This window comes from Rhodohalobacter sp. 614A, from assembly GCF_021462415.1.
Lineage (GTDB): Bacteria > Bacteroidota > Rhodothermia > Balneolales > Balneolaceae > Rhodohalobacter.
The window spans coordinates 1,066,026-1,079,824 of sequence record NZ_JAKEDS010000002.1 but is presented as its reverse complement, the minus strand read 5'-3'; the positions used below and the strand labels follow the sequence as shown (position 1 = coordinate 1,079,824).

The 13,799-nt window shown below is 41.0% G+C and carries 10 protein-coding genes; 4 read left to right on the top strand and 6 right to left on the bottom strand.

All coding sequences use genetic code 11. From position 1 onward, the window contains the following. The first annotated feature begins 101 nt into the window (after positions 1-101). The 3 genes from L0B18_RS13395 to L0B18_RS13385 all read left to right on the top strand — a co-directional run bounded on the left by L0B18_RS13395 (position 102) and on the right by L0B18_RS13385 (position 6,105). Entirely contained in the window at positions 102-1,733 is a 1,632-nt protein-coding gene (locus L0B18_RS13395; protein ID WP_234572296.1) for an Ig-like domain-containing protein, read from the top strand. A 1-nt stretch (position 1,734) separates the two neighbouring features. Then, entirely contained in the window at positions 1,735-2,622 is an 888-nt protein-coding gene (locus L0B18_RS13390; RefSeq protein ID WP_234572295.1) for a mechanosensitive ion channel family protein, read from the top strand. A 75-nt stretch (positions 2,623-2,697) separates the two neighbouring features. Further along, the gene (locus L0B18_RS13385; RefSeq protein ID WP_370647589.1) at positions 2,698-6,105 is read left to right on the top strand and encodes a methylmalonyl-CoA mutase family protein; all 3,408 of its coding nucleotides are present in this window, start codon (positions 2,698-2,700) and stop codon (positions 6,103-6,105) included. Positions 6,106-6,143: 38 nt separating this feature from the next. Here L0B18_RS13385 and L0B18_RS13380 read toward each other — a convergent pair whose 3' ends face one another. From L0B18_RS13380 to L0B18_RS13355, 6 genes are all read right to left on the bottom strand, one after another. Next, on the bottom strand, positions 6,144-6,527 hold the full coding sequence (locus L0B18_RS13380) for a YtxH domain-containing protein (protein WP_234572293.1): 384 nt from the start codon (positions 6,525-6,527) through the stop codon (positions 6,144-6,146). Positions 6,528-6,738: 211 nt separating this feature from the next. Further along, positions 6,739-6,894 (bottom strand): lmo0937 family membrane protein, encoded by a 156-nt coding sequence (locus L0B18_RS13375; protein WP_234572292.1) that lies wholly within the window; start codon positions 6,892-6,894, stop codon positions 6,739-6,741. 57 nt (positions 6,895-6,951) lie between these two features. After that, positions 6,952-7,410, bottom strand: a complete 459-nt coding sequence (locus L0B18_RS13370; RefSeq protein ID WP_234572291.1) for a hypothetical protein — start codon at positions 7,408-7,410, stop codon at positions 6,952-6,954. A 62-nt stretch (positions 7,411-7,472) separates the two neighbouring features. Beyond that, positions 7,473-7,940: a DUF4112 domain-containing protein gene (locus L0B18_RS13365; RefSeq protein WP_234572290.1), complete on the bottom strand. Its 468-nt coding sequence runs from the start codon at positions 7,938-7,940 to the stop codon at positions 7,473-7,475. A gap of 50 nt (positions 7,941-7,990) precedes the next feature. Next, on the bottom strand, positions 7,991-8,230 hold the full coding sequence (locus L0B18_RS13360; RefSeq protein ID WP_234572289.1) for a DUF4235 domain-containing protein: 240 nt from the start codon (positions 8,228-8,230) through the stop codon (positions 7,991-7,993). 494 nt (positions 8,231-8,724) lie between these two features. Next, the gene (locus tag L0B18_RS13355; RefSeq protein WP_234572288.1) at positions 8,725-12,474 is read right to left on the bottom strand and encodes a chemotaxis protein CheB; all 3,750 of its coding nucleotides are present in this window, start codon (positions 12,472-12,474) and stop codon (positions 8,725-8,727) included. A 187-nt stretch (positions 12,475-12,661) separates the two neighbouring features. Between L0B18_RS13355 and L0B18_RS13350 the strand changes: the two genes are divergently transcribed. Continuing rightward, on the top strand, positions 12,662-13,294 hold the full coding sequence (locus tag L0B18_RS13350; RefSeq protein WP_234572287.1) for a response regulator: 633 nt from the start codon (positions 12,662-12,664) through the stop codon (positions 13,292-13,294). The last annotated feature ends 505 nt before the right edge of the window (positions 13,295-13,799 follow it).

Sequence of the window (13,799 nt, the reverse complement as noted above, 5' to 3'; positions counted from 1 at the left end):
AACGATTGATTTTAACCCATTCATTTGCTGCATTGAAGAAGTTTTTTTACATCCTTTTATTGATCTTGGTCGTCTTTTTATTCAAAAGTTGTGCCACTCCTATGGGACCAACCGGGGGAGAACCGGATGAACGGGGACCCAAAATAGTAGGAACAAATCCCGAGAACGGCACCACGAACTTCGATGGAAATAAAGTATCCTTTTCTTTTGATCAATTTATCGACCGTAATTCTTTCCGGCAAAATGTGAGCATTCAACCCGATTTGGGAATTCAGTATGAAGTGGATTTCGGAAGGAAAAAAGCCACGGTTGAATTTCTATCTCCATTACCTGAAAACACAACCATTATTGTAAAACTGGGTACGGATGTTACCGATACAGACCGGAACGAAATGGATGCACCTTTTGATCTTGCTTTGAGTACCGGCGATGTTCTGGATGACGCAAGTATATCGGCACGGCTTTTAAATGCTCAGACAGGAAGAGGAGAAAGCGGACAACGGGTTTTTCTCTATGCCGAACCATTTGATCTTACTCAACGCGCACGATATGTGGCAGAAACAGATACATCCGGGAGTGTACATTTTGGTTATCTCAGTGAGAATACGTACAAGATTTTTTATGTGAATGATCTCAATCAAACTCGTATCTGGGAGCAGGGAAGAGAATCGGCCCAACCATTTCATCAAGAGACCTATGCACTTGCGCAAGACGATTCGCTGAACATTGGGACTCTTTACATCAGCATGCCGGATACGGTGGCTCCAACATTGGATGGTGTGGGACTATTGTCGGGAACCCGCCTTCGTATTCGTCTTTCAGAAGAAGTCATAATCAATGAAAGGTCGGAATTTATTCTTACCGACACGCTTGGCAATGAATTTACCAGAGCTGTTCCTTTGTACACATCAGATCAAGACGCCACGGTGCTGTTCGCTCAAACAATTGATGCACTTCCTGATTCTATGGATTTTTTGATTGAAGCAAACAACATCACAGATAATGCCGATAATCCGCTTGAGATTGATATTTCACCGTTTATTGGTTCAGCTCAAGAGGATACAACCGCACTCCAAACAATCTCTCATAATTCGGGAAGCGGGCTTTTCCCCGATGAGCCTCTTGAAGTTACATACTCACGGTTTATTAATGATGATTCCGTTGTGGACTCTTTGATTGTTCTAGAAGGCGATGTGGCGCAAACGGAATGGCAGCCGCTTGAAGTGGATAATCACATTCTCAGAATTCTGCCAAAAGAAACGTGGGAGCCCGGCATCCGTTATCAGTTCAGGATTTGGGATCCCTGGACAGAAGAACGCGAGTTAATTGAACCCGACATCTGGCAGAGAAATCAGCTTGGAGGAATTGAGTTAACCGTTGAGAACAGTGATTCCACAACGATATCGTATTTAACAATAACTGATGAAGCTGAAAGCATCCGTGTGGATACAACGTTTACCAATTTCATTTTTATTGATAATTTGCCGCCATTAACATACCAGATGAAGATATTTGAGGATGTGGATGGCAACGGCCGGTGGAACCCCGGAACGGTAATTCCATTTTCGGCTCCTGAGCCGTATGGACTGAGAAATAATATCCCGGTACGAGAAGGATTTACATCTGAGGTGACGATTTCATACCGGCCGAAACCTGATACAACAGCAACGGATTCAACCAATATCGAATTACCAGAACCAGGGGAAATGAACGATAATCCTAACCGCCAATAATATGCACGATCAAGTAATGGAGTTCATTAATACGTATGATCTGGCCTTAAAAATTATCTTTATTCTTACCATCACGTTCATTCTTGCCAGGGTTGTAAACAGCGTGTACAAGAAAGTCCTGGACAGAAGTGAAAAAGAGAGTGATGAACATCTTACAACCTATAAGTTTATTGGAAATTCCATTTCAGCCATTATTTATGCCGTTGGAATAAGTTTCGCGATATGGAATGTCCCTTTTCTCAAACCGATTGCACAGTCGTTGGTGGCCGGTGCCGGAATTTTGGCCATTGCTGTTGGTTTTGCCTCTCAGCAATCGTTGGGAAATATCATCAGTGGTTTTTTTATTGTGATTTCCAAGCCATACAAAATTAACGACAGAATCTCTTTTCCGGATGGCCTGTCGGGAGTTGTTGAAGACATTGGGCTGAGGCATACGGTCATCAGGAATTTCGAAAATCAGCGAATTATTATTCCAAACTCTATTATCAGTAATCAACTACTGATTAACTCAAATTTTGAGGATACGAAGGTTTGTAAATTTGTGGATATCGGCATCAGTTACGGATCTGATATAGATCTGGCACGAAAAATAATGACGGAAGAGATTGAAAATCATCCACTTAATATTGATAACCGAACGATGGAAGACACCCTAAAAGGTGAGCCGAGAGTTAGTGTAAGAGTTACTCTGTTAGGTGATTCGGCTGTAAACATGAGGGCCTGGGCCTGGGCGGATTCTCCCCCAAATGGCTTTAGAATGTATTGCGATGTACTTGAGAGCATTAAAAAACGTTTTGACAAGGAAGGCATCGTGATCCCGTTTCCCCAGAGAACCATCAGTTACCTGGAACCGGAAAACAAAGAAGAACTTCCCCCCGAAAAGGAATAGATTTAAAATATGTCTGACTCATCGACGATAAAAGGAAAGAAATCCACAAAATCAGCTTCTGCAAACGGACAGGGAATGCCCACGAAATACGAGCCCACATATAAAGTTCGTTTCATCACAGCCGCCAGTCTTTTTGATGGTCATGACGCCAGCATCAATATTATGCGGCGAATTTTGCAGGCAACAGGTGCAGAAGTAATTCACCTCGGGCATAACCGGTCAGTTCATGAAATTGTGCAGTGTGCTATTCAAGAAGATGCGCAAGGCATTGCTATCAGTTCTTACCAGGGAGGGCATAGTGAGTATTTCAAATATATGATTGACCTTTTGGAGGAAAACAACGCTTCACAAATTAGAGTGTTTGGCGGTGGTGGCGGAGTGATTACAGAGGAAGAAATCAGAGATCTTCATGATTATGGCGTGGCCAGGATTTTTTCTGTTGATGATGGGAGCCAGATGGGCTTGCAGGGTATGATCAATTATATGATGGAAGCCTGTGATTTTGATACGACTGAGGGATCGGAAGTCAATCTTCAGAAATTGTATGATGTGGATTTGAACACCCTTTCGAGAATCATTACCGCGCTGGAAAACCGTGTGAATCAGCTGGCGCTTTACAACGGATCCGATCTGGTTCTGAATGGAGACCAAAATGTTCAGAAATCTGATAAAACGATTCCGGTTCTTGGAATTACCGGAACCGGCGGGGCGGGGAAGAGCTCTCTTACCGATGAAATCATCCGCCGATTTTTAACTGAGTTTGAAGAGTTGACGATTGGAGTGATTTCCGTTGATCCTTCAAAAATCAGAACGGGTGGCGCACTGTTGGGAGATCGAATTCGAATGAACAGTATTGATACTCCACGAGTGTTTATGAGAAGCATGGCTACTCGAGCTTCCAACAAATCTATCAGTGACGCGGTAAAAGGAGCCATTGAAGTATATAAAGCCGCAGGTTTCGATTTGATAATTGTGGAGACAAGTGGTATCGGGCAGAGTGGAACGGAAATTCTTGAAGTGTGCGATCTGCCAATTTATGTAATGACCCACGAGTACGGAGCTGCCACTCAGCTTGAAAAAATTAATATGTTGGATGTGGCCGAGGTTGTTGTGCTCAATAAATTCGACAAGAAAGGTTCTCTGGATGCATTGCGGGATATCAGAAAACAGATGCAAAGAAATCGGGGTGAATGGCATGTGAAACCGGAAAAAATGCCGGTATATCCAACCATCGCCGCACAGTTCAATGATGAAGGAATTCACCGATTGTTTGCCAAAATTGCAGAGCTTGTTAAAGATCGTTTTCCCCTGGATTGGAATCCACAGTTATACAAAAACACCGAACCAGCTGAAGATTTACAAACCCAGGCAATTATTCCCGGCCGGCGACAACGTTATCTCTCGGAGATTTCAGAAACCATCGAAAGTTATCACCAATGGGCTGAAGAACAGGTGGACATCGCTTCCAAACTGGCCCAGGTGAGGGGAACGCTTGATCAAATAAAAAGCTGGAAACCTGATGATGAAGAGAAGTTATTGTCCCGTCTGGGGGAAATGGAGAATTATTGGACCGAACAGTTAGATCCACTTCCTAAAAAAATCCTGGATGGATGGAATCAGCTTTACGAACAATATTCCGGTGATGAGTTTACGGTAGAAATTCGTGGGAAAGAAATTCACAATAAGCTGAAACGAGAGTCGCTGAGTGGGACAAAAGTCCCGAGGATTTCACTTCCAAAAACAAAAAATCTTGGGGATCGGCTAAGATTTGCCCTAAAAGAGAATCTGCCAGGATATTTTCCTTTTACTGCTGGAGTATTTCCATTCAAGCGAGAAGGAGAGGATCCAACCCGAATGTTCGCCGGAGAAGGTACGCCTGAAAGAACAAACCGCAGGTTTCATTACGTGAGTGAAGGAATGCCGGCAAAACGACTTTCCACAGCTTTTGATTCCGTGACGTTATATGGTGAAGATCCCGCTCATCGTCCTGATATTTATGGAAAAATCGGGAATTCCGGCGTGAGTATTTGTACGCTGGACGATATGAAAAAACTCTATTCCGGTTTTGAGCTGACATCACCAAAAACATCCGTATCGATGACGATCAACGGTCCTGCACCAATGATTTTGGCAATGTATATGAATACAGCCATCGATCAGGAAGTTGAGCGATATTTAAAAGAGCAGGGCGAATGGGGCTCGGTTCAGAAAAAAATTCGCGAATATTTTGTAGAAAATGATATCCCGCAACCGCAATATAATAATGAGTTGCCAGCGACAAATGAGGGCTTCGGTTTGGGATTGCTTGGGGTTAGCGGAGATCAGTTTGTAGATGCCAAAACTTATGAACGCATCAAGAATGATACGTTGAAAGTGGTACGGGGAACAGTTCAGGCAGATATTCTCAAAGAAGATCAGGCTCAAAACACCTGTATTTTTTCAACCGAATTTGCCCTGAAAATGATGGGTGATGTTCAGAGTTATTTTACCGAGCACAAAGTCAGAAATTATTACTCTGTTTCTATTTCAGGCTATCATATTGCCGAGGCTGGTGCAAATCCTGTGACTCAGGCCGCATTTACTCTCGCCAATGGTTTCACCTACGTGGAGTACTATCTCTCCAGAGGACTGAATATCGACGATTTTGCTCATAATCTTTCGTTCTTCTTCAGTAACGGACTTGATCCGGAATATGCCGTGATCGGACGTGTAGCCCGACGGATTTGGGCTATTGCGATGAAGAACAAATACAGTGCGAATGAACGGTCACAAAAGCTGAAATATCACATTCAAACCAGCGGCCGTTCTCTTCATGCGAAGGAAATTCAATTCAACGATATTCGCACAACTTTACAGGCTCTAATGGCTGTATATGATAACTGTAACTCATTGCACACCAATGCTTATGATGAGGCTATAACAACTCCTACAGAAGAATCCGTGCGTCGTGCTTTGGCCATTCAATTAATCATCAATAAAGAGATGGGTATGACGATGAACGAGAATCCGTTACAGGGATCTTTTATCATTGAAGAACTGACCGACCTTGTTGAAGAAGCCATCCTCAGCGAGTTTGACAGGCTTACGGAACGCGGAGGTGTTTTGGGCGCAATGGAAAGCATGTACCAGCGTGGAAAAATTCAGGAGGAGAGCCTTCATTATGAATCCCTCAAACATTCCGGAGAGAAGCCGATTATCGGAGTCAATACGTTTCAAAGTGAGTCTGTCTCTGCAGAAGATGAGAAAGAGATAGAATTGATTCGATCAACGGAAGAGGAAAAAAATCAGCAGATCAAAAGCCTTGAAAGTTTTCATAACCGCAACCGTGAAAAATCAAAAGAAGCTCTGCTAAAACTTAAAAAAGTAGCGAGAGAGGAGGGAAACCTCTTTAAAGAGCTCATGGAAACCGTGAAAGTCGCTTCACTTGGAGAGATTACCCATGCGCTTTATGAAGTGGGCGGACAATACCGGCGAAATATGTAGATTGACACACGTTCGGTAGAATGTACCGAACGTGGCTGTTACAAGTGGTTATCCAAAGCTTCGATAAGTTCCGCTTTATTCATTTGGGAATAGCTTTCTACTCCAAGCTCTTTTGCCCTGTCATAAAGCTCCTGCTTTGTCCATTCAGTATACTCTTCTTCAGTATCCGAAACCGTTTTTCTGGTTTTTTGAAGAAGAGAGTCTGCATTATTTTTCAAATACCGACTCAATTCACCAGCGTTATTTCTGATATCTCTGAGATATTTATCTCTTTTATCAGAAATATCCTTTCTTAATGTGGTCCCTTTCTCAGGAGCAAACAATATTCCCACAAGAGCTCCACCAAAGGCGCTTGCGACGGCAGTTAAAATAAATTTATCTTTCCCTATAGAGGGGGTTCTTTTTTTATTTATAGAAAACATGGTGCTCTGATGTTTGATTATTAGTTTTATTCTCTTATTTCAAAATCAATTTGTAAGTAAGACTTCAATACGACTTTCTTTCCTAACTCATGAATGGATGGATTACTTCTCTGTAAGCTTTTATTATTCGAGCTCTACTGAAAGCGCAAATATCCACCTATTCATTAATTACAGACCTGTTTAAGAATCATCTATCTAATTGAATGATATCCTAAAGAGGTCGTCGTCCCCGGATGAGGTCAATTAAAATTGCAATAATGGCAATGACGAGAAGGATGTGAATCAATCCTCCGGCCGAATAGCCAATAAATCCTACTAACCATCCAATTACCAATATTACCGCGATTATATATAGAAGAGATCTCATACTGTTCTCCGTGTTTGATTAAAATTAAGAATGCTACTTTTTAAGAGTTGAACTTAATTATTCACTATTACGATTCTGAAGCGTTTCATCCCATCTTTCAAGCTTTGATGAAACTCTCTCATACAGATTTTCTGCCTTACCTTTTGCATTATTCCAGGTATTTTGGTTGGAATTGTGAAGCCCTTCAATGGTACTTTGCACTTCAGAACGATCTTTGGTTAACCCGTCTCTTATCGAAATCAATTCTTCAGCTGTTCTTTCATCAGCATCTTCAATTCTTGAATCCAAACTTTCAATCCTTCCGTCAAGATTTGCTTTAAGATTTTCCAGATTCAACACTAATTCTTCGCGTTCATTTATATAGGATGTGTTCTGGTTATTCAGGTAAACAGTTGAACTATCTCTTTCACCTTCAGCGTTTGAATTATCCGGTCGATTGCCACATTGCACAAAGATCACAGAGGCAGTAACGACCAAAAGAGCTGTAGTTGTTCGACTGATTATTTTCTTCATCATGACAATGGTTTATTTATTGTTTTTGACTCAAAAACGGACTTTAGGTTCCTTTTACATATTTATTATCCGAAAAGAGCCAGCCAGGCCTCTGCAAATAACCAGGCAACTGCTACAATTACACCAATCAATACAGCTACCAATACGATAAATAAGACCCACATCAGCACCGTACTTTCTGTTTCAAGCTTGTCGGGATTTTGCTCAAGTTTTTCGAGCAGTTTGGCATTTCGGAGGTTAGCTTTCCAGGCAACATCAAACAGATCTCCAAGAATGGGAATAGAGCCGATTGTCAGGTCGGCAAGAATATTCATAAACATTCTCAAAATTATGGACGATTCTGCGCCAAGCCGCGTGGCATAAAACATAAAATAGATGGAAAGTGAAGCTCCTGCGAGATCGCCAATCCCGGAAAACAAACCGAGAACAGGATCAATCCCAAATTTTATGTTTGTACCCGGAATAGTGAAATGGCTATCCAGCCATTCAGCAAATTTTCGGGATTTAGAGTAATGAAGTTGCTTTTCTACCAAGTTTTTGTGGCCCGTTTTATATTAAAAATCATACTTATGCTGCCCCGGTCTTATGAGTCCAGCTTTAGTGTGAGATACCGTTTGGTCGCGAGCTGGGCCGAGCTAATGGCCGTTCCTGTAATTACACTCCAAATAATTACTTTTTTCCAGTTAATTTCTTCAGACGGGTGAGTTGTAGGTGGTTCTTCATTATAAACATTCATCCATTTTTTTCGAGCGAATTGTTTTAAGGAATAACCTACAAGTACGGAAGCTCCGGCTATCGTTAATTTTTTTAAATCGTCATTCATGTCGAAAAAGATTTAGTGATGGTTTCCTTTTTTTAGGCATTGATCCTTCTTATTGTTCCATAAACTGTTTCACAGTGAGTTTAAAGGAAGGTTTGTCAATTTTCGTATCAACCTAATACTGAAAGCCCCGGCAGGGCTTGGGGACCTGCCGGGCACTTTATCAGCACTCTCTCTTGACTAGGATCACAACCACCTTGTCCAGGCTTTAACCCGGATCAAGATTGAAAGCATCTTTGTATCAATTTTATCCATCCCGATAAAACCAGAGAAACTGCCTTCAGCAATCAATACATGATGATATCTGAAGTGTAATACCTTTCAAATATCGATTGTTAATATATGTGGTAGAGTCCGGAAGGTTTGTAGCAAAAAGTATTACTCTTGTGTAGCAGAAGATTGTAACCTTATGGGAGATATATGGGTAGAGATATTGGGGAATTTATCAGAGAATTCGGTCTTAAGTAGTAATCAACGGGAAAGATGTTGATTATGAATTACTCATCCCGTTTTAAATTCTCAAAAGGCAGTATACATGTTACGACAGTTCCGGAATTATTTGGCTCAGAATAGTTTTTCATTTCAAACGAACCTTCCAGTAAATCCATACGGTGTTTCATGATACGGATACCTTTTCCGTTGCCATTCTTAGAGTTTTCAAGTCCAACTCCATTATCTTTAATATGTAAATGAAAATTCTCACCTTCCCTTTTTGCCAGGATCGTTATTTGGTCGGCTTTTCCATGAGTAGCCGCATTCTTACACGCTTCCTGTACAATATAATAGAGATGAGTGGCTACGCGTCTGTTTTTTATCTCGTTTAAAATGTTATCGGGATCTTTCAGCAAGCCTTTTACATTATACATTTTTGAGGTCTGGTCCATCACTACTTTAAAAGCCTGGGCAACACCTTCCTGTTCAACATCTACGGGGATAATATCATGAACTATTTCGCGAATGCCCATAATGCACTCATCCATAATTCTTTTTATTTCATCTACTTCTCCGGAGATTTTCTGATCGTCATTTGAAACTTTGTAATTGATCTCATCGGCCAGAATTTTAACAGAAGCAAGAAACTGTCCAAAATTATCGTGTAAGTATCCACCAATTTCCCAACGCTCAAGTACATTGTTATTGATGATTTCCCGCTTTATTTGCCGGGTATGTTTCATCTCTTGCTGCAACTGTTTGTTGGCCTGTTCAAGTTTAAGATAGGCCCGGTTTCTCTCAATAGATCCCCCGATCAGGTTAGCAACCACGCGCAAAAAGTTCATGTCGTGTTCAGAAAAATCTCTTCCTGATTTGGTATAAGCGCTTAAAACTCCAAATATGTTATCCTTCAATTCTACCAAAACATGAACACCACTTGAAATTTTATGTTTTTCAAGAAATGGTGGGATTAGAAATCGCTGTTCTTTTTTATAGTCTTTGATTACCTCAAATTTTTCCTGTTTGAGTACAAATCCAATATCCCAGGTTTTTTCCTCTTCTATTACTACGTTTAAATCTTTGGGACAATCGTCCTCAAAACCTTCCCCGGCAGACTCGATCAGATAAAACAGATTTTCATCCGATTTATATTCGTAGAGCATACAATAATCGAGGTGCAAAATTTCACAACAAATCTGTATGGCCCGGTGAGCAACTGCCTCCGCCTCTTGTCCATCCAGGGCATAGATACCTAAATTGGCCAAGGCTTCTTCCTGGCGGGCTTTTCTTTCCAGATCTTTTTCAGACTTCCTTAATTCAGTAACCTCAGAAAAGGTGATAACAACTCCTTCAACTATATTTTCACTGGATTCGTAGGGGCGGAGCCGCATAATAAATGATCGATCATCCGAGGTTGAAATGGGCTTCTGAATCCATACATGAGTATCGAGAACCGACTGAATATTCTCTTTAAGGCTATCGTAATTCAGAGAGTTTGTAATATCAAACAGAGGCCGTCCAATGTCCGAATCAATCAAATTGAACAGTTCTGTGGAAGTGGAGGTGAAACGTTGAATTCTGATATGCCTGTCGACAAAAATAATGGCGACCTCTGTAGCTTCCATCAGGTTTTCAAGATCGCTGTGAGCACGGCTTAGTTGCTCAACTTTATGCTCTAATTCTTCGTTTACGGTTTGAAGTTCTTCATTGAGAGACTGCAATTCCTCCTGGCTGGTTTCCAGCTCTTCAGTGGTGGATTGAAGTTCTTCATTCATGGATTGAAGCTCCTCGTTTGAGCTTCTTAAATCCTCGTTGGTTGTTTCATACTCTTCAATCGAAACGCGGAGTTGGTCTTTTGTATATTCCAGCTCTTTCTCGAGAGAATCGATAATATCGCTTTCTTCCATCTCCTCTTTATCCTTCTCCGGGATGTACTGAGAAGCATTTTTGGATTTCTTAAAAACGATATTGATCAGTTTGTTGTGATACTTGCTGTCAGTAACTGTTGATGCAGAAATTTCCAGCTTAGAGTCACTATCTACATTTACCTGTACTTTTTTCTGTTTGATGACATCATCTGTTTCTTCCTTGAGTTGAAAGAGAATACCTCTCAAAGCCTGACGTATCGGAGGTTCTGCCATTTCCAGAATGTTCAGAGAAGGATCCCATACGGATGTTTTTAAGTATTCCTCAATTCCCTCTGTGGCATGAAGTACGTTGTAATCTTCATCAATCAAAACACTTTGGGGTGAATATATTTTTGCCAGCAACCTCCAATGCATTTCTTTTACACGTTTTTTCCTTTGCTGCGGAGTTTCCGGTCTGTTTGAGATCCGCCGGTTGCTGTTCAACAACGGCAATGTCGGAAGTGTTAATTGTGACCTTGCAGATGGTTTCTGCTGATAAATGTGATGCTTTCTGTCGAGTGTGCGAAAGAGTCCCTCGGTACCGATATGCGAATCAGATCGGCCTAAAAATAAATACCCCGATTCCCGGAGTGAATAATAAAAAAGGTTAAAAATTTCAGATTGCAGATCTTTATTCAGATAGATCAACAGGTTTCGGCAAACAATCAGATCCTGATTCGAGAACGGAGCATTACTGAGTAAATCGTGAGAAGCAAAAAGAATAAGCTCGCGTATTTTTTTATCAACCAGGTAATCATCTTCATGGCGATGGAAAAATCGTTGCAATCTCTCTTTGGGGACAGAATCTTCAATGGATTTTGGATATCGTCCTTCCCGGGCCCGGCTTAATGCATTTTCATCAACATCTGAAGCAAAAATTTGTATCTGTGGGTAATTATCAATTTCTGAAGCGTGTTCAAGCAGAAGCATGGCTAGGGAATAAGCTTCTTCTCCGGTCGCACATCCGGGAACCCACACGCGAATGTGCTGGTCTTTGTTTTTATTTTCGAAAAGTTTGGGTATAACCGTTTCTTTTAAAACTTCGAAGGAATCTTTGTCCCGGAAAAAACTTGTCACCCCAATAAGCATATCTTTGAAAAGCTCTTCTGCTTCCTCAGGATTCTTATCCAGGTAATCTACATATTGAGAGAGCGAGTATGTATGCACCATGCGCACTCGCCGGTCGATTCGCCGTAAGACGGAAGAACGCCTGTAGTTGCTAAAATCATGGCCGGTTCTTGATTTTATTCTCTCAAATATTTCAGTGAGAAGCTCTTCTTGTTCATCTTCATCAATCTCAGAAGCGGTTTTCTTCGAATATGTTTTTTGATATCGGAGTAATTCACCGGGTATCTCTTTTACAGACATTACCATATCTACCTCACCGGCTTTTATGGCGCTCTTTGGCATTCCTGCATTTTTAGCTTCGTCTGGTTTCTGCACAAGAGCAAGTCCGCCATGTTTTTTTATAGCTTGTAATCCTTCAGTCCCGTCACTTCCACTGCCAGAAAGAATAATGCCAACCGCTTTTTCCCCCTTGCTTTCAGCCAGGGTTTTGAAAAGAAGATTGATAGTGTTGAGTCCCGGGCTTTTTTGGAAATCAGAAAGAACCAGGTTATTCTTTTCCACCTGTAGCAATTTATTGGGAGGGATAATGTAGATGTGGTTGGGTTCGATGGATGTTTTTTCCGCAACCTGTTGAACCGTCAATTCCGTTTTAGACTGTAGCAGCTGAGCAAGATTACTTTTCTTTTCCGGAGAAAGATGAAGTACAACAATGAAAGACATTCCATTATTATTTGGCAGTGCCTGCAAAAAGGATTTTAAAGCCTCTAATCCTCCCGCCGAGGCTCCAAGTGCCACTATCAAAGATGTAACATGATGTTCGTTTTGGTCTGATCGTGCCATATTGGAAATCTTCACTAAAACTAAAAATTGGCAGAATGCTTCAAGATAAAATATTCTTAATAATGATACAGGAATGGTTTTCTAATCAATTTATACTTCAATGGCTTTTGTTCTAAAAGTTTGTAAAGGCTTGGTATTTTTTTATTAATTCAAGTACATTCACGCAAAACAACAGACCAAGGTAGTGATGATTAAAGTGGCAATCGCGGATGATCATCCTCTTATGCTTGAAGGGGTGAAGAGGGTGTTAAACAGAGAGATGGATATCGAAGTCATATCCGAAGCAAATAAAGGCGGGGAAGTACTGGACATTCTTGCCGAAGAAATTCCGGACATTCTCATACTTGATCTCTCAATGCCGGGTAAAAGTGGCCTTGACCTTTTGAAAGATATCCGGGTGATGTATCCCGACCTCCCTGTTTTGATTCTAAGCATTCATCCTGAAGATCGGTTTGCCGTGCGGTGCATTAAAGCAGGTGCCAATGGATATTTGAGTAAATCGTCTATATCCGATGAATTATCCAAAGCTGTACATAAAATTGCAGTAGAGAAAAGAAAATATATCACACCTGATGTGGCTGAACAGTTAGCCTCCCAAATGGATGATAAGGGGAGACCTCCACATGAACTGCTTTCCGACAGGGAGTTTGAAGTGTTGTGTATGATTGCGGACGGCAGCGATGTGCAAAAAATTGCAAAAAAATTAAATCTCAGTCCTCATACAGTGCATACCTATCGGTCTCGGATAAAGGAAAAACTGCATTTATCAACCAATGTAGAAATGACCCGGTACGCCATAGAAAATGACCTGATAAGTTAATCATACATTTGATTTCGAATTTTTTTTCAATTGTCTTGTATCCCTAATTATGCCCACCTTTTTTGAATCGATTTAATTTTCTGATATTGAATTGATCTGCCATTCTTTTCTTTGAGCTAAGAAGAAAACCTCTTTTTGCTTTCCTTTGCTTCTTAAGTATTTGCGGGAGAATAATTTCTGCAAGGACAAATCAAGGTTGTAGCAAATCAGACTACGTATAAGTCACAGTTTATTCTATATGTCGTCGGGCAATTGTTTAATACACTACAAGTGCATTTGAGAGAAGAACCACTAAAATAACCGACATGATATGGAAGTTTATAGTGAATTAGTTGAATCATTAGAGGATTGTGTAGCAGCTTGCAACAATTGCGCGGCATCTTGCCTGGCTGAAGATAGCGTGCAAGAGATGACCGACTGTATAAAACTGGATCTGGATTGTGCTGACATTTGCCATATGGCTTTAAAACTGTTGGCGAGGGATTCCGGTCATGCGATTACTGTA